Annotated in this window: 24 protein-coding genes; 18 read left to right on the top strand and 6 right to left on the bottom strand. The window is 55.8% G+C overall.

Features of this window, described 5'->3' with window-relative positions; all coding sequences use genetic code 11:
* Nucleotides 1–4: 4 nt before the first annotated feature.
* The 10 genes from rpe (at nt 5) to M3A44_14750 (ending at nt 7,499) form a co-directional block, all read left to right on the top strand.
* Entirely contained in the window at nt 5–679 is a 675-nt protein-coding gene (gene rpe / locus M3A44_14795) for a ribulose-phosphate 3-epimerase (GenBank protein ID MEQ6342872.1), read from the top strand.
* Nucleotides 680–892: 213 nt separating this feature from the next.
* On the top strand, nt 893–1,570 hold the full coding sequence (locus M3A44_14790) for a phosphoglycolate phosphatase (protein ID MEQ6342871.1): 678 nt from the start codon (nt 893–895) through the stop codon (nt 1,568–1,570).
* A 15-nt stretch (nt 1,571–1,585) separates the two neighbouring features.
* A complete protein-coding gene (trpE, locus tag M3A44_14785; GenBank protein MEQ6342870.1) occupies nt 1,586–3,073 on the top strand; it encodes an anthranilate synthase component I in 1,488 nt (495 codons plus the stop codon).
* Nucleotides 3,074–3,087: 14 nt separating this feature from the next.
* Nucleotides 3,088–3,288, top strand: a complete 201-nt coding sequence (locus M3A44_14780) for a DUF2283 domain-containing protein (protein MEQ6342869.1) — start codon at nt 3,088–3,090, stop codon at nt 3,286–3,288.
* A 64-nt stretch (nt 3,289–3,352) separates the two neighbouring features.
* The gene (locus M3A44_14775) at nt 3,353–3,778 is read left to right on the top strand and encodes a nucleotidyltransferase substrate binding protein (protein MEQ6342868.1); all 426 of its coding nucleotides are present in this window, start codon (nt 3,353–3,355) and stop codon (nt 3,776–3,778) included.
* Nucleotides 3,775–4,131: a nucleotidyltransferase domain-containing protein gene (locus tag M3A44_14770; protein ID MEQ6342867.1), complete on the top strand. Its 357-nt coding sequence runs from the start codon at nt 3,775–3,777 to the stop codon at nt 4,129–4,131. The genes M3A44_14775 and M3A44_14770 overlap by 4 nt, the downstream gene beginning before the upstream one ends.
* Before the next feature lie 106 nt (nt 4,132–4,237).
* Nucleotides 4,238–4,822, top strand: a complete 585-nt coding sequence (locus tag M3A44_14765) for an aminodeoxychorismate/anthranilate synthase component II (GenBank protein ID MEQ6342866.1) — start codon at nt 4,238–4,240, stop codon at nt 4,820–4,822.
* A gap of 13 nt (nt 4,823–4,835) precedes the next feature.
* Nucleotides 4,836–5,855 (top strand): anthranilate phosphoribosyltransferase, encoded by a 1,020-nt coding sequence (gene trpD / locus M3A44_14760; GenBank protein ID MEQ6342865.1) that lies wholly within the window; start codon nt 4,836–4,838, stop codon nt 5,853–5,855.
* 98 nt (nt 5,856–5,953) lie between these two features.
* The gene (gene trpC / locus M3A44_14755; GenBank protein MEQ6342864.1) at nt 5,954–6,748 is read left to right on the top strand and encodes an indole-3-glycerol phosphate synthase TrpC; all 795 of its coding nucleotides are present in this window, start codon (nt 5,954–5,956) and stop codon (nt 6,746–6,748) included.
* A 91-nt stretch (nt 6,749–6,839) separates the two neighbouring features.
* Nucleotides 6,840–7,499, top strand: coding sequence for a hypothetical protein (locus tag M3A44_14750; GenBank protein ID MEQ6342863.1), 660 nt, complete (start codon nt 6,840–6,842; stop codon nt 7,497–7,499).
* A 146-nt stretch (nt 7,500–7,645) separates the two neighbouring features.
* On the opposite strand, the gene crp is transcribed toward M3A44_14750, so the two are convergent.
* On the bottom strand, nt 7,646–8,278 hold the full coding sequence (crp, locus tag M3A44_14745) for a cAMP-activated global transcriptional regulator CRP (GenBank protein MEQ6342862.1): 633 nt from the start codon (nt 8,276–8,278) through the stop codon (nt 7,646–7,648).
* 113 nt (nt 8,279–8,391) lie between these two features.
* Here crp and M3A44_14740 point away from each other — a divergent pair, with 113 nt between their 5' ends.
* Both M3A44_14740 and M3A44_14735 read left to right on the top strand, forming a co-directional pair.
* Nucleotides 8,392–8,811, top strand: coding sequence for an OsmC family protein (locus tag M3A44_14740; GenBank protein MEQ6342861.1), 420 nt, complete (start codon nt 8,392–8,394; stop codon nt 8,809–8,811).
* Between the two features lie 4 nt (nt 8,812–8,815).
* Nucleotides 8,816–9,220, top strand: a complete 405-nt coding sequence (locus M3A44_14735; GenBank protein MEQ6342860.1) for a VOC family protein — start codon at nt 8,816–8,818, stop codon at nt 9,218–9,220.
* A 78-nt stretch (nt 9,221–9,298) separates the two neighbouring features.
* On the opposite strand, the gene M3A44_14730 is transcribed toward M3A44_14735, so the two are convergent.
* The gene (locus M3A44_14730) at nt 9,299–10,570 is read right to left on the bottom strand and encodes a DUF5666 domain-containing protein (GenBank protein MEQ6342859.1); all 1,272 of its coding nucleotides are present in this window, start codon (nt 10,568–10,570) and stop codon (nt 9,299–9,301) included.
* A 341-nt stretch (nt 10,571–10,911) separates the two neighbouring features.
* Here M3A44_14730 and speD point away from each other — a divergent pair, with 341 nt between their 5' ends.
* Nucleotides 10,912–11,727 (top strand): adenosylmethionine decarboxylase, encoded by an 816-nt coding sequence (gene speD, locus M3A44_14725; GenBank protein ID MEQ6342858.1) that lies wholly within the window; start codon nt 10,912–10,914, stop codon nt 11,725–11,727.
* Between the two features lie 107 nt (nt 11,728–11,834).
* Here speD and M3A44_14720 read toward each other — a convergent pair whose 3' ends face one another.
* From M3A44_14720 to M3A44_14710, 3 genes are all read right to left on the bottom strand, one after another.
* Complete coding sequence (locus tag M3A44_14720) at nt 11,835–13,868, bottom strand: trypsin-like peptidase domain-containing protein (protein ID MEQ6342857.1); 2,034 nt, start codon at nt 13,866–13,868, stop codon at nt 11,835–11,837.
* Nucleotides 13,869–13,959: 91 nt separating this feature from the next.
* Nucleotides 13,960–14,598, bottom strand: coding sequence for a 2-polyprenyl-3-methyl-6-methoxy-1,4-benzoquinone monooxygenase (coq7, locus tag M3A44_14715; GenBank protein MEQ6342856.1), 639 nt, complete (start codon nt 14,596–14,598; stop codon nt 13,960–13,962).
* 59 nt (nt 14,599–14,657) lie between these two features.
* Nucleotides 14,658–15,893, bottom strand: a complete 1,236-nt coding sequence (locus tag M3A44_14710; protein MEQ6342855.1) for a (Fe-S)-binding protein — start codon at nt 15,891–15,893, stop codon at nt 14,658–14,660.
* A gap of 190 nt (nt 15,894–16,083) precedes the next feature.
* Here M3A44_14710 and dusB point away from each other — a divergent pair, with 190 nt between their 5' ends.
* The 5 genes from dusB to M3A44_14685 all read left to right on the top strand — a co-directional run bounded on the left by dusB (nt 16,084) and on the right by M3A44_14685 (nt 22,578).
* Complete coding sequence (dusB, locus tag M3A44_14705; GenBank protein ID MEQ6342854.1) at nt 16,084–17,070, top strand: tRNA dihydrouridine synthase DusB; 987 nt, start codon at nt 16,084–16,086, stop codon at nt 17,068–17,070.
* Complete coding sequence (gene fis / locus M3A44_14700) at nt 17,067–17,348, top strand: DNA-binding transcriptional regulator Fis (protein MEQ6342853.1); 282 nt, start codon at nt 17,067–17,069, stop codon at nt 17,346–17,348. Before dusB ends, fis begins: the two co-directional genes overlap by 4 nt.
* A 153-nt stretch (nt 17,349–17,501) precedes the next feature.
* A complete protein-coding gene (purH, locus tag M3A44_14695) occupies nt 17,502–19,097 on the top strand; it encodes a bifunctional phosphoribosylaminoimidazolecarboxamide formyltransferase/IMP cyclohydrolase (protein MEQ6342852.1) in 1,596 nt (531 codons plus the stop codon).
* A gap of 242 nt (nt 19,098–19,339) precedes the next feature.
* Nucleotides 19,340–20,839 carry a methyl-accepting chemotaxis protein gene (locus tag M3A44_14690; protein MEQ6342851.1) on the top strand — a complete coding sequence of 500 codons (1,500 nt, stop codon included), beginning with the start codon at nt 19,340–19,342 and terminating at the stop codon, nt 20,837–20,839.
* Between the two features lie 95 nt (nt 20,840–20,934).
* Entirely contained in the window at nt 20,935–22,578 is a 1,644-nt protein-coding gene (locus M3A44_14685; GenBank protein ID MEQ6342850.1) for a SulP family inorganic anion transporter, read from the top strand.
* On the opposite strand, the gene M3A44_14680 is transcribed toward M3A44_14685, so the two are convergent.
* Entirely contained in the window at nt 22,527–23,414 is an 888-nt protein-coding gene (locus tag M3A44_14680) for a YihY/virulence factor BrkB family protein (GenBank protein MEQ6342849.1), read from the bottom strand. The genes M3A44_14685 and M3A44_14680 overlap by 52 nt on opposite strands.
* Nucleotides 23,415–23,545 lie beyond the last annotated feature (131 nt).

Below are 23,545 nucleotides of genomic sequence, written 5' to 3'. Positions count from 1 at the left end.
CTCTATGCCAGATTATAAAATAGCCCCCTCCATCCTGTCGGCGGATTTTGCGCGCCTGGGGGAGGAGGTCAACAACGTGCTGGATGCCGGCGCGGATATCGTGCATTTCGACGTGATGGACAACCACTATGTCCCCAATCTGACCATCGGCCCGCTGTTGTGCGAGGCCCTGCGCAAGCATGGCATCACCGCCCCGATTGATGTGCATCTGATGGTCAAGCCGGTGGATCGCATTATCCCCGATTTCGCCAAGGCGGGCGCTACTTATATTACCTTTCACCCCGAAGCCAGTGAGCATATCGACCGTTCGCTCGCCTTGGTGCGCGATTGCGGCTGCAAGTCCGGCCTGGTGTTCAATCCTGCTACCCCGCTGGATTATCTGAAGTATGTGATGGATAAGGTGGATATGGTACTGCTGATGTCGGTTAATCCGGGTTTTGGCGGCCAGAAGTTCATCCCCGCTACACTGGATAAACTGCGCGAGGCGCGCCGTTTGATTGACGAGAGCGGATACGATATCCGCCTGGAGATCGACGGCGGTGTAAATGTAAGCAATATCCGCGCGATTGCCGAGGCAGGTGCGGATACCTTCGTGGCAGGTTCGGCGATTTTCAATACCCCCGATTACAAGGCCACCGTCGCTGCGATGCGTGCCGAACTGGCCAAGGCCGGTAAATAAAATACAGAGCGGATGTTGGGTGACGGTGCTGCGCACCCAAGAACCTGTTCACGATCTCGCTGAAGGGCGCATTGCGGCGTTAAAATCGAACTCAAAATGCTCACATACTTCATGTATGCTCCGCTTTTTCGTTCGATTTTGCCTTGCACTGCATCCCTTGATCGAGATCGTGAACAGGTTCTAGCCCAACCCGCATAAACCGTGGGCTTTCGAATGCTTAAAAAACCGCAGATGGTATTGGTCGATCTTGACGGCACGCTGGTGGACAGCGTACCGGACCTGGCGTTTTGTGTGGATGCCATGATGCAACGTCTGGATATGCCGTCGCGCGGCGAGGCGCGGGTGCGCGAGTGGGTGGGCAACGGTGTCGAGCGTTTGGTGCGCCGTGCCCTCATCAATCAGCTGGACGGTGAGCCGGACGAGGCTTTGTTTGAGAAGGCGCTGCCGATTTTTATGGGGCTCTATGCCGAGAACACCAGCAAGCGCAGCCATCTTTATCCGGGTGTACGTGAAGGGCTGGATTACCTGGTGGGGGCGGGCTACAAACTCGGCTGCGTGACCAACAAGGCCGCAGCATTCACCGAACCGTTGCTCAAGGATATGGGTATTTACGATTGTTTTTCGATTGTGGTCAGCGGTGATACCGTGCCGAAAAAGAAGCCCGATCCCATGCCGTTATTGCATGCGTGTGCGTTCTTCGGCGTGGCTCCGCAGGATGCGCTGATGGTGGGTGATTCCATGAGCGATGTGAAGGCCGCGCGTGCCGCAGGATTCCAGATTGTGTGCCTGACCTATGGTTACAATCACGGCATTGATATCCGCGAGTCTCAGCCCGATGCGGTGATTGATTCCATGGCGGAGCTGCAGGGTTTATTGGAACCGGCGGTCTAAGGACTATCTCTGGCCATGCTGCACGATGAATTTCAAAAGCTCGCTGCTCAGGGATACAACCGCATCCCCTTGATGCGCGAGGTTCTGGCGGATCTCGATACGCCGCTCAGCGCTTATCTCAAGCTGGCCGACGGCCCCTATTCCTATTTGTTCGAGTCGGTGCAGGGTGGCGAGAAGTGGGGGCGGTATTCCATCATCGGCCTACCGTGCCGGACTATCCTGCGTGTTGCAGGGCATGACATTACCGTGGAGAAGGACGGCGCGGTGGTGGAAACTCTGCGTGTTACTGATCCCCTTGCCTGGATCGAAGATTTCCGCACCCGTTACCGGGTGCCGGAAGTCGCCGGTTTGCCGCGCTTCACAGGCGGCATGGTGGGCTATTTCGGTTATGACACGGTGCGCTATATCGAGGCCCGTCTGGCGAAGTGCGCCAAACCTGACCCGCTCGGCACGCCCGATATCCTGTTGATGGTGTCTGATGAGGTGCTGGTGTTTGATAACCTGCGCGGCAAGCTGTATGTGGTAATCCACGTCAATCCCGACATCGACCAGGCGTGGAACAAAGCGCAGCAGCGTCTCGATACGCTGGTGCAAATCTTGCGTGAGACCACCCCCCGTCCGCCCGCGCCGCGCCGCGCGCTGCAGGTGAACGAGGAGGATTTCGTTTCGGGGTTTACCCGGCAGGGTTTCGAGTCCGCCGTGGAGCGTGCCAAGGAGTACATTCTGGAGGGTGATATTATGCAGGTGGTGCTGTCGCAGCGCCTGTCTATCCCCTATCAGGCCGCGCCGCTTGATCTGTATCGCGCCCTGCGCAGTCTCAATCCCTCGCCGTACATGTTTTATATGGACCTGGGCGGCTTCCATGTCGTCGGTTCCTCGCCGGAGATCCTGGTGCGCCTGGAGGACGGCATGATCACTGTGCGCCCGATTGCTGGTACCCGCCGGCGCGGTACCAGTGAGGCCGAAGATCGCGCGCTGGAGCAGGATTTGCTGGGCGATCCCAAGGAGCTCGCCGAACATCTCATGCTCATCGACCTGGGGCGCAATGATGTGGGGCGAGTGAGTGAGACTGGCAGCGTGCAGCTCACCGAGAAGATGATCGTTGAGCGTTATTCTCATGTGATGCATATCGTCTCCAACGTCACTGGACAGTTGAAGCCTGACATGACCGCCATTGATGTGTTGCGCGCAACCTTTCCCGCTGGCACCGTGAGCGGTGCGGCCAAGGTGCGCGCCATGGAGGTTATTGACGAGCTGGAACCGGTAAAGCGCGGCGTCTATGCGGGCGCGGTGGGCTACATTGGCTGGAATGGCAACATGGACACTGCCATCGCCATTCGCACCGCCGTGATCAAGGATGGCGTGCTGCACATCCAGGCCGGTGCGGGCATCGTCGCCGACTCCGTGCCCGCCATGGAGTGGGAGGAGACGATGAACAAGGGACGGGCGATTTTCAGGGCGGTGGCCATGGCTGAGGCGGGGTTGGATGGTGCGCATCGCTGATGGGAGTTTGATCCATGAAAACGACCTACTATCCGCCGGATGATATTCTGGAAATCCAGTTTGGTGATAAACCGATTGTTCGGGAGATATCTCAAAACTGGAATGTGAACGTGAGTTATGCGGCTGATGATTCGATGGTCGAGATCGTGACCCTCGATGCAATCAAGTCTGGATTCATGCCCTTTCACAGCGGTGGGGAACGGCAGGCAGCCTGAATTTCTTCGCAAGATTTCCTTTCGGGCTTCAACCTAAGCGGCTACAACGAAGGAAAATCGGGCCATGCAAGACATCCGTTGGAAACAGCGCTTTGATAACTATCTCAAGGCATTTCAGATGCTTGTCGAGGCGGTGGAGTTGGCGCGGACGCGCGAATTATCCAGGCTGGAGCAACAGGGGTTGAGTCAGGGTTTTGAGTTTACCCATGAGCTGGCTTGGAATGTCTTGAAGGACTATTTAGAAGAGCAAGGCTTTGTGGGCATCATCGGCTCAAAAAATGCGACCAGAGAAGCATTCAAAAATGGCCTGATTACCGATGGTGAGGCCTGGATGGATATGATTAAAGCGCGCAACTTGACGTCGCACACCTATAACACGGAGATTGCGCAGAGCATCGTGAATAACATCCTGGCGAGGTTTTATCCGGCCTTTGCTGCGATGGTGCAAACCTTTACCGCTCTGTGCGGCCAGCCAGATACGGACTTATGAAATACGGGTTGAGCGAAGCCACAGTCGAAAAAATCCAAGGCGTTTTTGCGCGTTTCCCGGAGATTCAAAAAGCCGTTTTGTATGGCTCGCGTGCCAAGGGCAACTTCAAAACCGGATCGGATATTGACCTGACCCTTTACGGCGAAGCACTCACATCCGACTTGTGTTCGACTATAGCGAATGAGTTGGACGACCTGCTGCTGCCCTACACCATTGATCTATCCATTTTCGATGAGTTAAACCACGCGAAGCTACAGGAGCATATCGAGCGTGTGGGCGTGGTGTTTATGATCGAGAGAGTTAGGGCACTGCTGGTGTGCGAGGGTTTATGCCTGGGCCATTCTGGGCGATAATGGCGTCTTTCGTGTGCTCGGTACTATAGCTTGGTCATGGCGTATTACAAAAAAAGCGGGCATCGAAAACAGAGATTGGTATCAGTAATAAAAGGATAGCCGCGATATGTTGCTGATGATCGACAACTACGACTCCTTCACCTACAACCTGGTGCAATATCTAGGTGAGCTGGGTGCGGATGTGCGGGTGTATCGCAATGACCAGATCACGGTGGATGAGATCGCGCATCTGGCGCCGGATCATATCGTGATCTCGCCGGGGCCTTGCACGCCCAACGAGGCGGGCGTTTCGGTTGCAACCATCAAAGCCTTTGTCGGCAAGATTCCGCTCTTGGGCGTCTGTCTGGGGCATCAGAGTATCGGCCAGGCGTTCGGCGGGCGCATCATTCATGCCAGGCAGATCATGCATGGCAAGACCTCCATGATTCATCACAAGAATGTGGGTGTGTTTCACGGGCTATCCAATCCCTTCGAGGCGACGCGTTATCATTCGCTGGTGATCGAAAAAGAGACGCTGCCGGATTGTCTGGAGATCACTGCCTGGACTGAAACACCCAGCGGCGAGATGGACGAGATTATGGGCGTGCGCCATAAAGAGTATGCCGTGGAAGGGGTGCAGTTCCATCCGGAATCCATCCTTACCCAGCACGGCCATGCGTTGTTGAAGAATTTTTTGGAAATTGAGCGCTGAGGTTTTAAGACAAATGGACATGCCATCCGCCATCCGCGCCGTTACCGAGCGCCGTGATCTGACATCCACAGAAATGACCGATGTCATGAACACAATCATGAGCGGCGGGGCAACGCCCGCGCAGATCGGTGGCTTTCTGATCGGTTTACGCATGAAGGGCGAAACAGTAGACGAGATAGCCGCCGCCGCCCAGGTGATGCGCGAGCTGGCGGTCAGGGTGGAGATAGGCGGCCCGCATCTGGTGGATACCTGCGGAACGGGTGGCGATACCGCGCACACGTTTAATATCTCCACCGCCAGCGCCTTCGTAGCCGCCGCTGCCGGAGCGAGAGTGGCCAAGCATGGTAACCGTTCTGTATCCAGCAAGTCGGGCAGTGCCGACGTGCTGGAGGCGGCGAGTGTGCGGCTTGATTTGACGCCGCACGAGGTGGCGTGTTGTGTAAATGAGGTGGGCGTGGGTTTCATGTTCGCTCCCGCCCACCACGGCGCGATGAAGCATGCCATTGGCCCACGCCGCGAGATGGGGGTGCGCACCGTGTTTAACGTGCTTGGTCCGCTGACCAATCCGGCCGGTGCGCCGAATCAGGTGATAGGCGTGTTTGACGATGCCTGGCTGGTTCCGTTGGCGCAGGTATTGGCGCGGCTTGGTAGCGAGCACGTGTTGGTGGTGCACTCTGAAGATGGTATGGATGAAATCAGTATCGGTGCCGAAACGAAGATTGCCGAACTGAAAGATGGGAAGGTAAGTACCTATGTCGTTGCGCCGGAACGGTTCGGCATGCAACGCGCGGCTATCGACGCGCTGAAGGTGAGTGACGCGCAGCACAGCCTCGCCATGATACGCACGGCGCTGGACAATACGCCGGGTCCGGCGCGGGATATCGTAGCGCTGAACGCCGGGGCGGCGATCTATGCGGCAGGCTTGGCCGAGACTCTGGAGCAGGGCGTGCGCAAGGCCAGCGATGCCATCGCCAGCGGCGCGGCGCGCGCCAAACTGGAAGCGCTGATTAAGTTCACTAACAGTTTTGTGTGAGCCTAACCCGAACATTCTGTAGGGTGCGCCTTGCGCACCATTCACTTTCATGTGGTGCGTGGGACGCACCCTACGCAAACTGAAACCTTAAAAAAAACATGACCCAAACCCCCGATATTCTCAAAAAAATACTCAAGCGCAAGGCCGAGGAGATCACCGAACGCAGTGCCGCGTTGCCGATGCGCGAGCTGAGCAAGCAGGTGGCCGCCGCGCCCGCGCCGCGCGATTTTGTGGGTGCAATCGAAACCAAGCTGGCAGCGCGTCTTCCTGCCGTTATTGCTGAGATCAAGAAGGCATCTCCCAGCAAGGGCATGTTGCGTGAGGATTTCCATCCCGGCGAGATCGCAGCCAGTTATGAGCGTGGCGGGGCGGCGTGCCTGTCGGTGTTGACCGATGCGGATTTTTTCCAGGGTTCCGAGGCCTATCTGCAACAGGCGCGCGCCGCCTGCTCATTGCCGGTGCTGCGCAAAGATTTCATCATCGACCCTTATCAGGTCTACGAGGCGCGGGTGATTGGCTCGGACTGCATCTTGTTGATCGTCGCCGCCTTAGGTGATGCCACCATGCTGGAACTGGCGCAACTGGCGGATCACCTGGGTATGGCGGTGCTGGTCGAAGTGCATGATGCGCACGAGCTGGAGCGGGCGCTGATGCTCGATACCCCGTTGATCGGCATTAATAACCGCGACCTGCGTACCTTCAATACAGATCTTCAAATTACGCTGGATTTGCTGGGTAACATCCCATCGGATCGTATCGTGATCACCGAGAGCGGCATCCACACCGCGCAAGATGTCGCACTGATGCGGAGCCACAACGTTCATGCCTTTCTGGTAGGTGAGGCGTTCATGAGGACTCCCGATCCAGGCGAGGCATTGCGCAGCCTGTTCTAAAGATATACGCCTGGGCGTCGATAAGTTAAACGCGGACGGAGGCTTTGTTTGGGCCTCCTGATAATGTTTAATCTTGTCGACGGGGTGTTTGATGAACAAAATCCAAATCGCAGGCATGGCGGCTGTGGCGCTGTTGTGTTCCTCACTGGTTCATGCCGAGGGTGTCGGTGTGACGGTCAAGGCTGGCACGCTGGGTCTTGGACTGCAACTTACGGCGGGATTTTCGCCGGTATTTAATGGCAGGCTGGGCTTTAATAATTACACCTACAATTACAGCACCATCAAAGACAATATTAATTACGATGTTGGTTTGGGACTAAAATCCGGGGAGCTGTTACTGGATTGGCATCCGTTTGCGGGCGGTTTCCGTTTTACGGGCGGCGCGATGTATAACAAGAATGCGCTGAACCTGACCGCCACGCCAGCGGGCAGTTACTCTATTGGTAATAATACCTATACCGCCGCAGAGGTGGGTACGCTCACCGGTGTCGTCGACTTCAACAAGGTCGCCCCCTACTTTGGTATAGGCTGGGGCAATGCAGTGGAAAAGGGTGATCACTTCAGTTTCGCCATGGATCTTGGTGTGATGCTTCAGGGGGCGCCCAAGGCTGTCCTCAGCGCAGCCGGCACTGTGACATCGTTGCCGACATTTAAAGACGATTTGGCGCGTGAAGAGGCGAACGTGAATGCTTCATTGAAGGAGTTTAAATACTACCCGGTTGCGTCAGTGGGTATAGGGTATCATTTTTGAGGAGCGGGGCTAAAAACTCACGCGTCATACGTTAACGCATGGCGCGTGAGCCCCCTCCCACCGATACGGAAGCCGCTGAGAAACAGCGGCTTCTTAGTTTGTGCATTGTCACAATGCGCCAATGACCGCATTGTGACAATGCACAATTATCGAGCTCCATTCACCACGATGGTTTTCCCCCTCGCAGTGATGAGATTCTGATCTTCCAGACTTTTCAGCACCCTTCCCACCATCTCTCGCGAGCAGCCGACGATGCGGCCCAACTCTTGGCGCGTGATGCGTATCTGCATCCCGTCGGGGTGTGTCATGGCGTCGGGTTCCTTGCACAGATCAAGCAGGGTGCGGGCTACGCGCCCCGCGACATCCATGAAGGCCAGTCGACCAACCATACCACTGGTTCGGCGCAGACGCAATGCCATTTGCGTGGCGAGTTCGAACAAGATATCGGGGTCTTCCATGGCCAGTTGGCGAAACCGGGTGTAACCGATTTCCGCGACCTCGCATTGGCCGCGGGCGCGTACCCAGGCGCTGCGTTTTTTCTGTTCGTCGAACAACCCCATTTCACCAAAGAAATCACCGGCATTCAGGTAGGAAAGCACGATCTCACGGCCGTCCTCATCCTCGATGAGTACCGTCACCGAGCCATCGACAATATAGTAAAGAACATCGGGCGCGTCCCCAGCATAGATCAGTACGCTCTTGGGGGGGTAGCGGCGCCGGTTGCAATGGGTGATAAAGCGTTCTATTGCGGGACTTTTGAGAGGTTTCTTGATAACCATGGATTATCTCCTAAGGGTAAACGTAGTCCTGTCAGTATTAGCGGCCAATGATAAAGGTCTCTGAAGTGTCTTGTGATAAGCTTTGCGTTATCTGGTAATCAACGGAGGCCGTGATGAAGGCGCGTATTAAATGGGTGCAGGATGTAATGTTTGTCGGCGAGTCGGAGACGGGGCACGCAGTGGTGCTCGACGGCGCGCCGGAGATTGGCGGTCGCAATCTGGGCATGCGGCCCATGGAAATGCTTTTGCTGGGTATGGGTGGCTGCACGGCAATAGACGTCATGCTCATCCTCAAAAAGTCGCGTGAACAGGTCAAGGATTGCGTGATTGAGTTGCAGGCGCAGCGGGCGGACACCGATCCCAAGGTGTTCACCGCTATCCATGTGCATTTCATCGTTACCGGCAAGAGCCTGAAAGAGGCCACTGTGAAGCGCGCCATTGATCTTTCGGCGGAAAAATACTGCTCGGCGTCGATCATGCTCGGTAAGACGGCGAACATCACCCATGACTATGAGATTCGCGAGGAGGCGTAGCGCGATGATCAGGCCTAAACCCACTGCCGGTATGCGCCATGTCGCCCTGTTTGTGAAAGACCTGGAGGCCTGCGAACATTTTTATGTGGACTTGCTGTGCATGACGGTGGAATGGCGCCCTGACCCGGACAATGTTTATCTCACGTCGGGTAATGACAACCTCGCGCTGCATCGCGCCCCGGCGGGATTCGCGCCGGATGGCCCGCAACGTCTCGATCATATTGGGTTTATTATTGAGTCCCCGCAAGAGGTGGATGTCTGGTATGACTTTCTTCACGCCCATGACGTGCCGATGAAAACCGCGCCGCGCACCCACCGCGATGGCGCACGCAGTTTTTATTGTCTGGACCCGGATGGAAGTACGGTGCAGATGATTTATCACCCGCCAATAGCGGGTTCACGGCCGTAAAAAAATACGGCGAGCCTTCCATGGCCCGCCGTAGTTGTTGTTCGTTTGTAGGGTGCGCCGTGCGCACCCTACGCTCCCTTACACCGAATCTTCCAGTTTGATGCGGATGGCGATGCGCTTGCCTTCCTGCTCACGGTAATAGACTTTAATGCCTTGTCCTGTGCCAAGATTGCTCAGGTTGAGCTTGATGCCGTCTTCAAGAATGGTTGAGCTGTTGACGGTTATGCTTATCGTGCCGGCGCTATTCGTGATCGTAACCGTGCCGTTCGACGGGGTGACGCTTACCCGGCCCTTGGTTTCCTTGTAAGGGCTGGATGAATCATCGCCTCCCTTGCTGTGATCGTCGCTACCCAGTTTGAAAGATACCTTTTTCGCCACCAGTATGCCGTCGCTGCCGATAAACCCTTCGGCTTCGATGCGGGCATCGTTCTTGAGCATGCTCGCGTCGGCGGACTGGTCTCCCATTTTATAGCCGGTGGTGCTGGTCACGCGTACCGTCTGGCCGTTGACCTTGAAATCGCTGCCGTTAAGGCCGCTGATATAGCCTTCGACCTCGACTTCCGAATCCGAGCTGATGCTGCCGCTCAAGGAGCAACTGTCATCCAGTTTGATCCTGGCTGCAACCAGTGTGTCGCCAGGCATTGATCCCTTGACCTCCGCGCATGCAGTGTCGCCCCAGGTGCCGCCGGGAACCTGATTGGCGGTGACATAGCTCACTTTGGTTGTGCCGATCATAAACGTCATTGCCGAGCCATTGAAGTTGCTGACGATACCCTTGAGTTCGAATTCAGACGACGCCGATGTTCCTGTCTTGACCTCGATGCGCGTGGCGCGGATCGCGCCGCTGGCGTCTCTTAGCCCGCTGACTTCAACGATATCGCCGTCCTTTAACGCGTTAAGACTGGTGATGGGGGTGCTTGAGTCGTCAAGTTCAAATTTCGTCAGCCGGTCCACAATCACGCGTTGCTTCAACACGGTGAACGTGCCGGCCACGGGATCAATGTCTCGCAGTGGTCCCTGCACATCGTCGGCATATTTGATGCTCTTGGCCGCCGCTCTGCCGCTGGCATTCTTCTCCCACTCGACCTTCACAATCATGCCGATGCGCAACTCCTGCTCGGTTTTGCTTTCGCCCTCCACCTCAATGCGTGTTCCGCTCGGGATCTCGATCTCAACCCCGTTGACGAACACGCTGCCGAAGCCAGTGATAGGCCCCTGGCTGAGGCCTCTGCTGGCGGTGGGGCTGCCCCCGGTGCCTGGCGCCGGGTCTCCGCCGCCTCCGCCGCACGCGACGATAGCGGGTACCGCCACGGCGGCGGTGACTGCTCTAACCAGGTTTTTGATGTTCATGATGATCTCCTTTTGTATCTGTTCGGTGGGTCGGTCGCCATTGTCGGCTTGTTTGGGAATTTATTCCCTATTTTCTGGGATGTCAAGCCTCTTGCCGGAAACTTTTCACGTGATGGCAACAAAAGGAGGGGTGGCGGGCAAGTTCTGCGACAAGGAGGGGGGGTGGATTACTGATGCCGGGTGCGAGGAAACAGTTCTTCACAAAAGGCAGTAAGAATAGTGCATAATACGCCGTTTTAGGATTGGCTAGCGCAGACGGGATGCTCCCGCGCGATGTGCGCTGGTCTGCTATCTATTTTTAGGGGTCTCTTTCGGGTTCCTAAATCGCGGGAGGATGTGACGTGGTAAAGCCACTCAAAAAGCTCAAGCTGCAAGGCTTTAATAATCTTACCAAGTCGTTGAGCTTCAATATCTACGACATTTGCTACGCCAAGACGCCCAAGCAGCGTGGCGAGTATATCGAATATATTGACGAGGCCTACAACGCCGAGCGGCTAACGCAAATCCTGACCGATGTTTCCAATATCATCGGTGCCAACATCCTCAATGTCGCCCATCAGGATTATGATCCGCAGGGGGCAAGCGTTACCATGCTCATCTCCGAGGAGCCGGTGGTTGCGCAGGATCTGTCCAATTCCGAAGCGCCGGGTCCACTGCCCGAGTCAGTTGTTGCGCATCTGGATAAAAGCCATATCACTGTGCATACCTACCCGGAGAGCCACCCGGTCAGCGGTATCAGTACCTTTCGCGCCGACATTGATGTTTCCACCTGCGGGCGTATTTCGCCGCTCAAGGCGTTGAACTACCTCATCCATCGCTTTGAGTCCGACATCGTTATCATGGACTACCGGGTGCGCGGCTTCACCCGTGACATTAACGGCAAAAAACTCTACATCGACCACAAGATCAATTCGATCCAGAACTATTTGTCCGAAGATACCCGTGATCGTTATCAGATGATCGACGTGAATGTCTATCAGGAAAACATCTTTCACACCAAGATGATCCTGAAAGAGTTTGATCTGGACAACTACCTGTTCGGCACGGGGCAGAAAGATCTGTTGCCCACCGAGAGTAAAAAGATCAAAAAAATGTTGCGCCGCGAAATGGCCGAAATCTTTTACGGGCGGAACTTGAAGAAAGGGTTGAGGGTATAAGACTTCTAGGTTTTATAGCAGCGGGAGCTTGACCGCAAACATTTTTCACGATTGTTGTGCAGCTCCCCCGTTTCTCCAATACGCAACCCTTGCGCTGGATTAATAGGCTAAGGTAGCACTACGATACGCTGGGTTAGCGCCCCGAATTTACGCTCGAAGCTCTCCTTGTTTTGATCCCCGCTTTGGATGTAGCCTGCTACATAACAGCTTTCCTCATCCGCTTTAGCCTTATCTTTATATCTATGGCACCCAATATTCTTGTGGATGGACGTGCGCCCATTGTCAATGATTGGTCGTCCATCGTAAGGGGTAGTGCTGTTTGAGACATCCAGCCAGCGTTTTCGGAACTCTTCACCCAAATCCTCTGCAGGTTGAAGTACTCGAGAAACAACTAATGTCTTGTCCGCGCCGATGGACTCGAACAAAGCAACCGCTCCAATGTTAAGCGATGGTTTATTATCGTTGTTGGCGAAATTAAAGCCAACGTCCAGGCGGGATTTCGGGCTGATGGACATGCAGTCAGCTGTGCATTCGAACGTGAATTGATTTGTATGTACGGACAGCGATTCTTTGCCATCATAATTAATCTTTAGCGTGTCCAGTGGAGTTGGCATCAGCTTCGGCAGCTTCATGAATGAACTCCAATCACTGATAGAGCCGCCATACGTGAAGTACATGAAATTCACCAAGGCCTCTGTGTCTTTCTCGAAATCTGGCGTAGCCTCAACCGGCGGAACAGAGAGCAGAATCACAGAACCTTCGGGTGTCGGCGAGCTGTAAGCAAGCAATTGCCGATTGAGAAATGGGATGTCCCAACGTTGCGCCTGCCAAGCTCGCCCGTAGTTATCGCGGAACCATCGGCTTTGTTGCGCCTGCCCCAGGGAGGTGACCCGCCTGGTTTCGTAACCCATGTCCCTTTTGATGGGGAACGCCTTTAAGTACAGGTCCATGAATAGTTTCGAATCGTCCATTAAGTCTTGCAAGGTCACGCTGTCCGGTTTGCGCAGGCGAACCAGATAATAAGCCGGGCTTATCTTTCCGCCAATGACAAATCCATTCTCGCCCAAGTCATTTTTAAAGAGCTGTGTTGCTTGGCGCGGCTCCCAGTCACCATCAGGGCGTCTTGCGATCAAGGTTGGCTCCTTAACGGTTAATGTTGAGGAAAGGAGTTTCCTCGCGTTTTTTCCGCGGGGAAAGATGTCGCCGCCATAGCGTGTGAAAATTGCCGCCAGTTGGGTCGATGAGAATTGGGCGTTGCTGGGTTGCAGTTTCTGCTGGAGATCCTTGGGTGGCAATGGAAGATCTACTTTTATTTCGAATGTGTTTGTGTCTGAAAAATCCATATTGGGCAGTTGGTATGTCTGCAACCGCTTCATCACCGCTAGATTGTCAGGTGCGTTGAAGACTTCTTTCAGTGGCAGCGCAAAATTCAAATTTTCGTTGGGCGACTTGGCTATCACAATGCCAAGTACGTTGCCGTTTTTATCCAGCAAGGGTCCACCACTGTTGCCGGGTGAGGCTGCGGCAGAAAAGCGTATCCATTTCCACTCGCCCTCACGATCTTCCGGTGTGTCGGAAGTGTATGTTCCGTCGCGTATTACGATGCCATCCCCCAAGGCGTTGCCCACCGCGAATACGGGCTCGTTAATGTGTGGCGTCTGGGTTGGCGTTAAAGATTTGATTGGCTTGTAATCTTTCAAGGTAAATACAGCGAAGTCGCGCTGGGTAGAGTATTTAACGATTTTGTCGATCTCATACACAGTGCCTTTGGTGTCACGGAGCATCGGGACACCAAAAAGAGTTGGAGAGTGCAGATTGAGCACATGCGCGGCGGTCGCCACAAGTCCGTTGGGGAGAGCAAAGGCAGTGCCAATGGAAACGTACTTATCTTTTCGGTAGGAATAAGGCATGAGATCAAAATTGATAGGCTGATCGTAAGAAATGGTTGTTTCGTCAGGCTTCGGTATGACCACCTCAAAAATGGTCTCTTTGATTAGGGCGACCTGCTCAGGCGGTAGAGTTAATGCCGCCGCCAGCCGCGGCATGATCATGCCGACCAGCACGCTTGCCATTATCATATATGTCAAATTATGTCTGGCGTGGTGGCTGATTTTTCTCAATACTTCGGGTGCAATGCGCATGATTTTCCCTTGTTAGGAACAGCGAGGTTGTTTATGGTTGGGGGCATGCTGGATAATTCTGTACGCGCTACGTGGTAGGCATACACCAAGGCTATGCTCGATACGCTGTCCACGTCATCACGCGCGAAGTAAGCGCCATCAGTTTTTTGACCGGCCATGGCAACGCCGCGCCGCCTGCTTCGAGTGCGACGGTTGCATGGTGGGCCTCATCCTCTTTCATCTGCTCAAGTATCGCCCGGCTTTTCATGTCTTGGTGCGGCAGGTGTTGCAGGTGATCTTCCAGATGCTTCACCACTTGGTGCTCGGTCTCCGCCACGAATCCCAGGCTCCATTTGTCGCCCGCTGCACCTGCCAGTGCGCCGATGGCGAACGATCCTGCATACCATGCCGGGTTCAGCACGCTGGTGTGGCTGCCCAGTTCCTTGATGCGTCCCTCGCACCAGTCGAGATGATCGTTCTCCTCCAGTGCCGCGCGTTCCATTTTTTCGCGTACCTCAGGCAATTTCGCGGTGAGAGCCTGCCCCTGATAGAGCGCCTGCGCTGAAACCTCGCCCGCGTGATTGACACGCATCAGGCGCGCTGCGCGATGCCGTTCTTCCTCGGAAAGTACGGGGTCTTCATGAGCATCGGCGGGGTTGGGGCGCTCGGTGACCTGCGGTTTGCCGAACACGGTGCGAACTGCCTGGTCGAGATTGATGAGCAGGTTGTCAATGGGGGAGTAGTGGCGCATTGGATTAAGATACAAGAGTCCGGTAGTGCGTGGCAAGCTGCGATAGGGCGGGCGTGGGCTTATTTTGCCACGTTCATCTGTCTTGCTAGCAATGTCACAGGGTGGATAACTTCGACATCTTTACCAGCCGCGCGCAGCCCCGCCGCTAAATGTAAGGCGCAGCCCAGGTTGGAGCTGACCAGTATTTCCGCGCCCGCAGCCTTCAGCGCCTCCAGTTTGTCGTTACGCAAGCTGTCGGCAAGTACAGGCTGGGTGATCATGTAGGCGCCCGCCGCGCCACAGCATTGGGTGTTTCCCGGCAGGGGGATCAGTTCGATGCCGGGGATATTGCGCAGCAGGGTATAGGGGGGGATTTGCTGATGCAGCACGTGGCGCAGGCTGCACGGGTCATGCACTGCGACCCGTTTGAGGAGCGGCGAGAATGTGACATCCCCCGGCCAGGTGATGTCTGTCAGAAATTGGCTGATATCCTGCACCGAGTGCGCGAAGGATTGTGTCCGTTGATCGTCGGGGATGAGCTGATCATATTCGGCAAGCTGCGCGCCGCAGCCGCTGGCGGCTGAGATCACGGCGTCCACTTTCAGTGCTGCGAATGCGGCAAGGTTTTTTTCTGCCAGTTGCCGCGCCTGTGCAGGTTGCCCATTGTGCAGATGCAGTGCCCCGCAGCACACCTGGGTGCGCGGCACGTGAACTCCGTAGCCGCAGGTGGTCAGCAGGCGGATTGCCGCGCCCAGAGTGGCCGTGTCCATCACCTCGGCGACGCATCCGGTAAACAGCGCCACCGTGCCGCGTTTCTCGCCGCGTGGCGGATAATAGTCCTGCCAGGCAGGGGCGGGCGGGAGAGGTGGCAGCAGCGCGTCCAGCCGCCCGGCGCCCGCGAGCCGCGCCAAACCGCTCACGCGTGCCAGCCGTTGGAGGCCGGAGCGCTGGTAGAAGCGCAGCAGCCTGGCGGCGAATCGTAACAGCGGCTTGCGGGCGATCAACCCGTACATGGCTGCTTCGCGCGTCGACTGTTCCCGCTGGCTTTTTATGAGTGCACGCCCGGCGTCGATGATCGTCCCGTAGCGCACGCCGGAGGGGCACACGTCCTCGCAGGCGCGGCAGGTGAGGCAACTTGCCAGATGCGCCTCCAGGCGTGGCGTCAGCGCCAGCCGCCCGCCCGCCAGTCCCTCGATCAGGGCGATGCGCCCGCGCGGCGATTCACCCTCGTTGCGCGTCTTGGTGTACGTGGGGCAGTGTGGCAGGCACAGCCCGCATTTCACGCAGAGGTCGGTTTGTTTTAATAAATCCGTCACAAGTAAAAAATTCTCTGTAAAACCAATATTGTACGTGATTATCGCACGAATTTTTCGGGGTATCCTGGTTAAATTTTAAGGAAACAGCCATGATTTCCCATGCGGTTGCCCTTTCTCCATGGCTGTTTAAGGGGTATCATTTCCGACCTTATACTTCGCGATCATTAGGGCGTCACGCCCACAAAAAACTATGCAGATCGGCCCGTACAAACTCATTAATAACCTGGTGCTTGCCCCTATGGCAGGCGTGACAGACCGCCCGTTCCGGCAATTATGCAAGGAGCAGGGTGCAGGCATGGCCGTATCCGAAATGGTGTCGTCCAACTCGTTGCTGTGGGGCAGCGCCAAGACCTTGCGTCGCTCCAACCACGAGGGTGAGACCGAGCCTACATCGGTGCAGCTTGCGGGGGCCGATCCTGCCATGATGGCCGAGGCCGCACGTTATAACGTGGACAATGGCGCGCAGATCATCGACCTCAACATGGGCTGCCCGGCGAAGAAGGTATGCAATGTCATGGCCGGTTCGGCGTTGTTGCAGGATGAGTTGCTGGTGGGACGGATTCTCGATGCCGTGGTGGCTGCCGTGAATGTGCCGGTAACGCTCAAAATCCGCACCGGCTGGGACAAGAACCACCGCAACGGCATAGCCATCGCGCGTATCGCCGAGCAGGCCGGCGTCCAGGCACTGGCGGTGCATGGCCGCACCCGTGCTTGCGGTTACACGGGGGATGCGGAATATGACAGCATTGCCGCCATCAAGGCCGCTGTCAATATTCCAGTGATCGCCAACGGCGACATCACCACGCCTGAAAAGGCCAAGTTCGTGCTCGACTATACTGGCGCCGATGCCGTTATGATCGGTCGTGCCGCGCAAGGGCGGCCGTGGCTGTTCCGCATTATCGATCATTTCCTGAAAACCGGCGAAGTGCTTCCCGATCCCTCGGTGCCGGAGATACGCCATATCATGATGAATCACCTGCACAGGCTCTACGAGTTCTACGGCGAGCGCACCGGCGTGCACATGGCGCGCAAGCATATCTCCTGGTACAGCAAGGGTCAGCCGGGTGGTGGTGCGTTCCGTCATGAAGTCAACAAGCTGGAAACCATCGAACAACAACTCGCCGTGACGCGAGACTTTTTCGACCGTCTGGAGATGGGCTTGGAGATGGCCGCATGAGCATGTCTCCAACAGAAACGTCGGCATTCGTTGTAAACGAACGCCGCAAAAAACCGCTGTCTGGTTGTGTCGAAGCCGCCCTGGTGAGCTATTTCAAAGACCTGGACGGGCATGCTCCTTCTGGCGACCTCTATCAGATGGTGATCAGCGAGGTGGAGCGCCCCTTGCTGGCGGCAGTGATGCAACATGCACGCGGCAACCAGAGCCTGGCTGCGGAAATACTCGGCATTAATCGCGGTACCCTGCGCAAGAAGCTACAGCAATATAATCTGGAATGATCCCTATTGAATTTGCCACAGAGGCACAGAGGATATCGAGAAGAGATACGCGGCTTTGAAATTGTGCTGCGGTAATAATGATAAAAACCTCTGCTCCTTTTTGGCAAAAATCGAAAAATTTTTTTATTCCGAAATTTGAGAATCAATCATCCCATGCAAAACAACACCCCCATAAAACGGGCGCTGATTAGCGTATCCGACAAAACCGGCATCATCGACTTTGCCCACCGCTTGCGTGAGCGCGGCGTTGAAATTCTCTCCACTGGCGGTACCGCCAAGTTGCTCGCTGATAATGGCATTGCAGTCATCGAGGTCTCTGATTACACCGGCTTTCCCGAGATGATGGACGGGCGCGTCAAGACCTTGCATCCAAAAATTCACGGTGGTTTGCTGGGGCGGCGCGGTGTCGATGACGCTGTGATGGCGAGGCACGGCATTGGCCCTATCGACCTGGTAGCAGTGAATCTCTACCCCTTCGAAAAGACGGTTGCCAATCCGGCCTGCACGCTGGAAGACGCAATTGAAAACATCGATATCGGTGGACCTGCCATGCTGCGTTCCAGTGCCAAGAATCATGCTGCTGTCACCGTAGTGGTGGACGCCGCCGACTACGATAAGGTGCTGGCCGAGATGGATGCCAACGACGCTACCGTGAGCGCAGCAACGCGCTTTTCGTTGGCAGTCAAGGTTTTCGAACACACTGCCCGCTATGACGGCGCCATTGCCAACTATTTTGGCGCGATGCAGGACAATGGCGAGTACCCTGAAGGGCACAAGCACGGTCGTTTTCCGCGTACCTACAGCGTGCAATTCGCCAAGGCCCAGGATCTACGCTATGGCGAAAACCCGCACCAGCGGGCTGCATTCTACGTCGAGCGCGAACAGCGCGAGGCCAGTATCAGTACCGCCCGCCAGATTCAGGGTAAGGAGCTTTCATTCAATAACATTGCCGACACCGATGCCGCGCTGGAGTGTGTGAAATCCTTCAACGAAGGCCCGGCCTGTGTCGTTGTCAAACACGCCAATCCGTGCGGCGTGGCGCTGGGCTCCACATTGCTGGAGGCGTATGATCGCGCCTATGCCACCGACCCCACTTCCGCCTTTGGAGGGATCATCGCCTTCAACCAGCCGTTGGATGCCACTACTGCCAAGGCGATTATCGAACGCCAGTTCGTTGAGGTGATTATCGCCCCTGCCGTGCTTGATGATGCCCTGCCGATTCTTGCGACTAAAAGCAACGTGCGGGTGCTGGCGTCCGGTACATGGGGTGCCGAACGCGTGACTGGATTGGACTACAAGCGCGTCACCGGCGGCCTGTTAGTGCAGGACAGTGACGTAGGGATGATTAATCTTGCCAATCTCAAATGGGTCACGCGTCGCGCGCCCACTGAACAGGAAATGCGTGATCTGCTCTTCGCCTGGAAGGTCGCCAAGTTCGTCAAATCCAATGCCATCGTCTACTGCAAAGACAACACGACCATCGGCATCGGCGCCGGCCAGATGAGCCGCGTCTACAGCGCCCGCATCGCCGCCATCAAGGCCGCCGACGCCGGGCTGAAGGTCAAAGACTCAGTAATGGCCTCCGACGCCTTTTTCCCGTTCCGCGATGGCCTGGACAGTGCCGCAGAAGTGGGTATAACCGCCGTCATCCAGCCGGGTGGCTCAATGCGCGACCAGGAGGTGATCGATGCCGCTAACGAACATGGCATCGCCATGGTATTCACCGGGATGCGACATTTCAGGCATTGATGCTGCAAGGGAGTGGCGTGCGCCATACGGCGCTGCTCCCGCCAGGTTTTACTCTCTTGCCCCTTACTCTCCCCGCCCCTCGCAGTTTCATTCTTCAGCTTTTTGTCTGCCACCTTGTTATGAAAAGGCCGGGTGGATTATTAAAGTTTTAATTATCAAATACCGCTAAAGAGGAGCACGAAAAAGAAAAAGACATTGTCTTTTCCAAGTGACGTTGATCGCATATCAATCGAGTGGAAATCATGAGCAATAGCACCTATTCATTACAAACCCTGTATCGGCGGGGTGACAAATTCATGACCAGCATCAACTGGCTGTTGCTGGTTGTGTCGTTGATGCTGGCCGCATGGCATGACACCTGGTTTGCAGCCTTTGCAATTGGCCTGCCGGCTGTTATCGCTTCTACCGCGATGTATTTCATGATGCCGGGTAGTCTTGCTACCCGATTGACGAATGCCACCACTTTTATGGTTTTTGCGGCGCTGCATATACATCAAAGCCATGGCATGATCGAGATGCATTTTGGCATATTCGCGCTGTTGGCTTTTTTGCTCTATTACGTGGATTGGAAACCCATTGTTGCCGCCGCAGTGGTGATTGCTGTTCATCATCTGGCCTTCAACTTTTTGCAGGAAGGCGGTTATGGTGTGCATGTCTTCCATGACCACAGTGGGATTGGCATCGTGCTGATTCACGCCGCTTTTGTCGTCTTTGAGACGGCAGTGCTGGTGCTGCTTGCCATTAACTTCCGCAAGGACGCGGTGCAATCCGAGGAGCTACGTGAAATTGGCCAACACTTGAATATCCGGGATGGCATTATCGATCTCAATTTCCGTTCAGCCAACGCCAGCAGTGAGTTCGCGCGCGGTTTTAATGAGTACATGCAGGCCATTCACAATGCCATCGGGAACGCCAGGACAGTTTCCCAAATGTTGGGTGCTTCCATGCGGAAAATGCAGCAAACCACCAGCCAGGCCAATGAAAATGCTCAAAGACAATTGGCCGACACCGACCACGCGGCCACGGCTATCAATGAAATGACTGCCTCAGTGCAGGAAGTGGCGCGGAGTGCGGAACGGGCTGCCCAGGCTACTACTAACGCCGATCAGGAGACCAAAGCCGGCCAATTTGTTATCGATCAGGCGCGTCAATCGATTCTCAATCTGGCCAATGAGGTAGAGCAATCGGCCGCTGTCATTCAAAAACTTGAGCAGGACAGTCAAGGTATCAGTATGGTGCTGGATGTGATCAAGGGCATCGCCGAACAAACTAATCTGTTGGCCTTGAATGCGGCCATTGAGGCGGCACGCGCGGGCGAACAGGGTCGCGGCTTCGCGGTTGTGGCCGACGAAGTGCGTACCCTAGCTAGCCGCACCCAACAGTCCACTGCTGAAATTCGGTCCATGATCGAAAAACTTCAAACAGGTTCGAAGAATGCTGTCGTGGCGATGCAAGAGGGTAAGGCGAGGGCTCAGCATGGCGTGGAGCAAGCCAACCGGGCAAGTGATGCCTTGCAAGCCATCGCCAATGCGGTATCGGCCATCCGCGACATGAACCTGCAGATCGCCAGTGCCGCAGAAGAACAGAGCGTCGTGGCCGATGAGATCAATCGCAATATTCATAGCATTAACCATTCAGCTAACGATAATGCCGAAAAGATGCAGCAGGTTAGTCAAACCAGCGGAAAGGTGCTGGGCCTTGGTGATCAGTTGGGTGATTACGTAGGGCGATTTAAGGTATGATCCTAAACATGGCGTGGCGACCCCCTACAGCAGCTGCTCGGGGGTAACCAACGCTGCTAAGGGCGTGATACGCCAAGGAGGTTCGACATCGCCCGATGATTGCTCTGCTTGAAGCTAAACGCGCCGGCTTGTTGCGACGCGAGCATGTAGCGCCCAACCTGTTGGCTGGTGTTGTCGTCGGCATCGTCGCCTTGCCGCTGGCGATGGCGTTTGCCATTGCGTCAGGGGCCAAACCCGAGCAGGGTATCTATACTGCAATCATCGCCGGTTTCCTGGCTGCTGTGCTCGGCGGCAGCCGGGTGCAGATCTCCGGCCCCACCGGGGCCTTCATCGCCATTCTCTTCGGCATCAGCGCCAAATATGGCATCGACGGCCTGCAAATCGCCACCCTCATGGCAGGTGTGATCCTGGTGGTGATGGGCATGGCGAAGCTCGGCGGGATCATCAAGTTTATTCCCAACCCGGTGGTGGTGGGATTTACCTCCGGCATCGCGGTGATCATCTGGGTTGGTCAGTGGAAGGACTTTTTCGGATTGCAGCCGGTGGAATCTGGTAATCACTTTCACCAGAAGGTGCTGCACCTGATCGAAGCCTTTCCCACCCTGCACCCGGCCACTGCGGGCCTTGCCCTCACCGGATTGTTGCTGGTGATTTTCTCTCCTAAATATCTGAGACGCATCCCCGGCCCGCTGGTGGCGATGCTGGCAGTGACCGCGTTGCAGGCGATATTCCAGTTTAAAGGGGTCGAAACTATCGGCAGCGCTTTCGGTGGCATACCGCAAGGGCTGCCTGAATTCAAGATGCCGGAGATCAGTTTTACGCGCATCGTCGAATTGATCGGCCCGGCGTTGACGATTGCCATGCTGGGCGCCATTGAATCCTTGCTGTCGGCGGTGGTGGCGGACGGCATGACCGGCGTCAAGCACGATTCCAACCAGGAGCTGATCGGTCAGGGTGTGGCCAATATGGTGACGCCCCTGTTTGGAGGTTTCGCCGCCACCGGCGCGATTGCCCGTACGGCATCCAATATCAAAAATGGCGGCAACAGCCCCCTGGCAGGCATCGCCCACGCCGTGACGCTGTTGCTAATATTACTGGTATTGGCGCCCTATGCGGCGCACATTCCGCTGTGCGCGCTCGCCGCGATCCTGTTTGTGGTTGCCTACAACATGAGCGAGATGCGTCATTTCATCGGCCTGGTGTGCGGCGGCCCGCGCAACGACGTAATCGTGCTGCTGATCACTTTCGTGCTCACCGTGTTTGCGGATCTGGTGGTGGCGGTCAACGTCGGTGTGATCCTGGCGGCATTGCTGTTCATGAAACGCATGTCGGAATCGGTGCGTATCGAAGACATTACTGCCGGGGAAATCGAAGCCGCTTTACCGGAAGGTGCTCAGGGCGAATTGCCACAAGGTGTGCGTATCTATTCCATCGACGGCCCGTTCTTCTTTGGCGCAGCGGAAACCTTCGAACGTACCCTGGCCGGACTGCATGTGGATGTAAAGGTGCTGATCATAAGGCTGGGGCGCGTGCCGTTCATCGACGCCACGGCGATGCACACCTTCGCTGAAATGATCAAGCTGTTTCAGAAGCGCCGCACACGCATCGTCATTTGCGAGGCCAATGAGCGTGTCATCCATAAACTGACCCAGGCGCACATCATCGAGCAGCTGGGGGAGGGAAACGTCTATCCCGATCTGGTCTCAGCGCTTGATGCGGTGCGCGCTTCCGGTGTTTGATGGGATCCATACCGCCGCGCATACAGTTTGGTGAATTCCGCGCCGAGAAAGAAGATTTGTGCGGAATAGTAGACCCACAGCAACCCTGCAATCGCCGATCCCGCTGCGCCGAATGCAGAGGTGATGGGGGTGTTGGCGAGGTAGAAGGCGATCACCGATTTGCCGAGGGTGAACAGCAGTGCGGTGAGCGCGGCGCCGATCCAGACGTCCTTCCAGGCGATACTGATGTCGGGCAGCAGTTTGTAGATGGCGGCGAACAGTACTGTGATGGTGCCGGAAAACAGGACAAAATTCAGAACCGCTACTACATGGGTCTTTTCCGGCAGTAAATCGGTGTGTTGTTCAATCGCGGTGAGCGCGGTACTCACTGCGAGCGATGCAAGCAGCAGCAGGCCGATGATCACGATCATGCTGAACGATAACAGCCGCGTTTCGATCATGTCCAGCATGCCCCTGCTCGAAGGTGCCCTGACACCCCAGATGTGATCTAGGCTGTTCTTGAGTTCAACGAAGACCGTGGTTGCGGTAATGAACAAGGTGGCCAGACCCACGATCACTGTGGCAAGCCCTGCCATGGGGTTGCGGGCGCTTTCGATAATCGCCTGGATGGTGGTGGCGCCCTGCTTGCCGATCAGCCCTTGAATCTGGGCGACGAGCTGCCCTTCCGCGGCCTGTTGACCAAAAAAGACGCCAGCGATTGTGATGACGATAATCGACAGTGGCACCAGAGAAAACAGGGTGTAAAACGCCAGCGCTGCACCCATGCTTGCTGCCCGGTCGTCGAGCCAGGCGAAGAAGGTGTCGCGCAGCAGGCGCCAGATTTCTTGGTAGTACATAGGGGGGATTATAGATCATCCGTAAGGCCAGATGACCTGGAATAGTCTGATAGGTTATCCTTTGCTTTCTGAAATCCAAAATAACTTTTCCTGACCGCATGAGGTATGGCGGTGGGGTTTGTGCAAGGGGC

The sequence above is a fragment of the Gammaproteobacteria bacterium genome, assembly GCA_040183005.1.
GTDB lineage: Bacteria > Pseudomonadota > Gammaproteobacteria.
The sequence above is the reverse complement of the archived record's forward strand: the minus strand, read 5'-3'. Positions and strand labels throughout refer to the sequence as shown.

Bases quoted from the DNA above. Each gene is read 5' to 3' on its own strand.
- M3A44_14765 (MEQ6342866.1), top strand. From the start codon at position 4,238: ATGTTGCTGATGATCGACAACTACGACTCCTTCACCTACAACCTGGTG.
- purH (MEQ6342852.1), top strand. From the start codon at position 17,502: ATGCAAAACAACACCCCCATAAAACGGGCGCTGATTAGCGTATCCGAC.
- M3A44_14740 (MEQ6342861.1), top strand. From the start codon at position 8,392: ATGAAGGCGCGTATTAAATGGGTGCAGGATGTAATGTTTGTCGGCGAG.
- M3A44_14685 (MEQ6342850.1), top strand. From the start codon at position 20,935: ATGATTGCTCTGCTTGAAGCTAAACGCGCCGGCTTGTTGCGACGCGAG.
- M3A44_14730 (MEQ6342859.1), bottom strand. From the start codon at position 10,570: ATGAACATCAAAAACCTGGTTAGAGCAGTCACCGCCGCCGTGGCGGTA.
- rpe (MEQ6342872.1), top strand. From the start codon at position 5: ATGCCAGATTATAAAATAGCCCCCTCCATCCTGTCGGCGGATTTTGCG.
- M3A44_14720 (MEQ6342857.1), bottom strand. From the start codon at position 13,868: ATGCGCATTGCACCCGAAGTATTGAGAAAAATCAGCCACCACGCCAGA.
- M3A44_14750 (MEQ6342863.1), top strand. From the start codon at position 6,840: ATGAACAAAATCCAAATCGCAGGCATGGCGGCTGTGGCGCTGTTGTGT.
- trpD (MEQ6342865.1), top strand. From the start codon at position 4,836: ATGGACATGCCATCCGCCATCCGCGCCGTTACCGAGCGCCGTGATCTG.
- trpC (MEQ6342864.1), top strand. From the start codon at position 5,954: ATGACCCAAACCCCCGATATTCTCAAAAAAATACTCAAGCGCAAGGCC.
- crp (MEQ6342862.1), bottom strand. From the start codon at position 8,278: ATGGTTATCAAGAAACCTCTCAAAAGTCCCGCAATAGAACGCTTTATC.
- M3A44_14775 (MEQ6342868.1), top strand. From the start codon at position 3,353: ATGCAAGACATCCGTTGGAAACAGCGCTTTGATAACTATCTCAAGGCA.
- M3A44_14735 (MEQ6342860.1), top strand. From the start codon at position 8,816: ATGATCAGGCCTAAACCCACTGCCGGTATGCGCCATGTCGCCCTGTTT.
- M3A44_14780 (MEQ6342869.1), top strand. From the start codon at position 3,088: ATGAAAACGACCTACTATCCGCCGGATGATATTCTGGAAATCCAGTTT.
- trpE (MEQ6342870.1), top strand. From the start codon at position 1,586: ATGCTGCACGATGAATTTCAAAAGCTCGCTGCTCAGGGATACAACCGC.
- dusB (MEQ6342854.1), top strand. From the start codon at position 16,084: ATGCAGATCGGCCCGTACAAACTCATTAATAACCTGGTGCTTGCCCCT.
- fis (MEQ6342853.1), top strand. From the start codon at position 17,067: ATGAGCATGTCTCCAACAGAAACGTCGGCATTCGTTGTAAACGAACGC.
- coq7 (MEQ6342856.1), bottom strand. From the start codon at position 14,598: ATGCGCCACTACTCCCCCATTGACAACCTGCTCATCAATCTCGACCAG.
- M3A44_14790 (MEQ6342871.1), top strand. From the start codon at position 893: ATGCTTAAAAAACCGCAGATGGTATTGGTCGATCTTGACGGCACGCTG.
- M3A44_14690 (MEQ6342851.1), top strand. From the start codon at position 19,340: ATGAGCAATAGCACCTATTCATTACAAACCCTGTATCGGCGGGGTGAC.
- M3A44_14770 (MEQ6342867.1), top strand. From the start codon at position 3,775: ATGAAATACGGGTTGAGCGAAGCCACAGTCGAAAAAATCCAAGGCGTT.
- M3A44_14680 (MEQ6342849.1), bottom strand. From the start codon at position 23,414: ATGTACTACCAAGAAATCTGGCGCCTGCTGCGCGACACCTTCTTCGCC.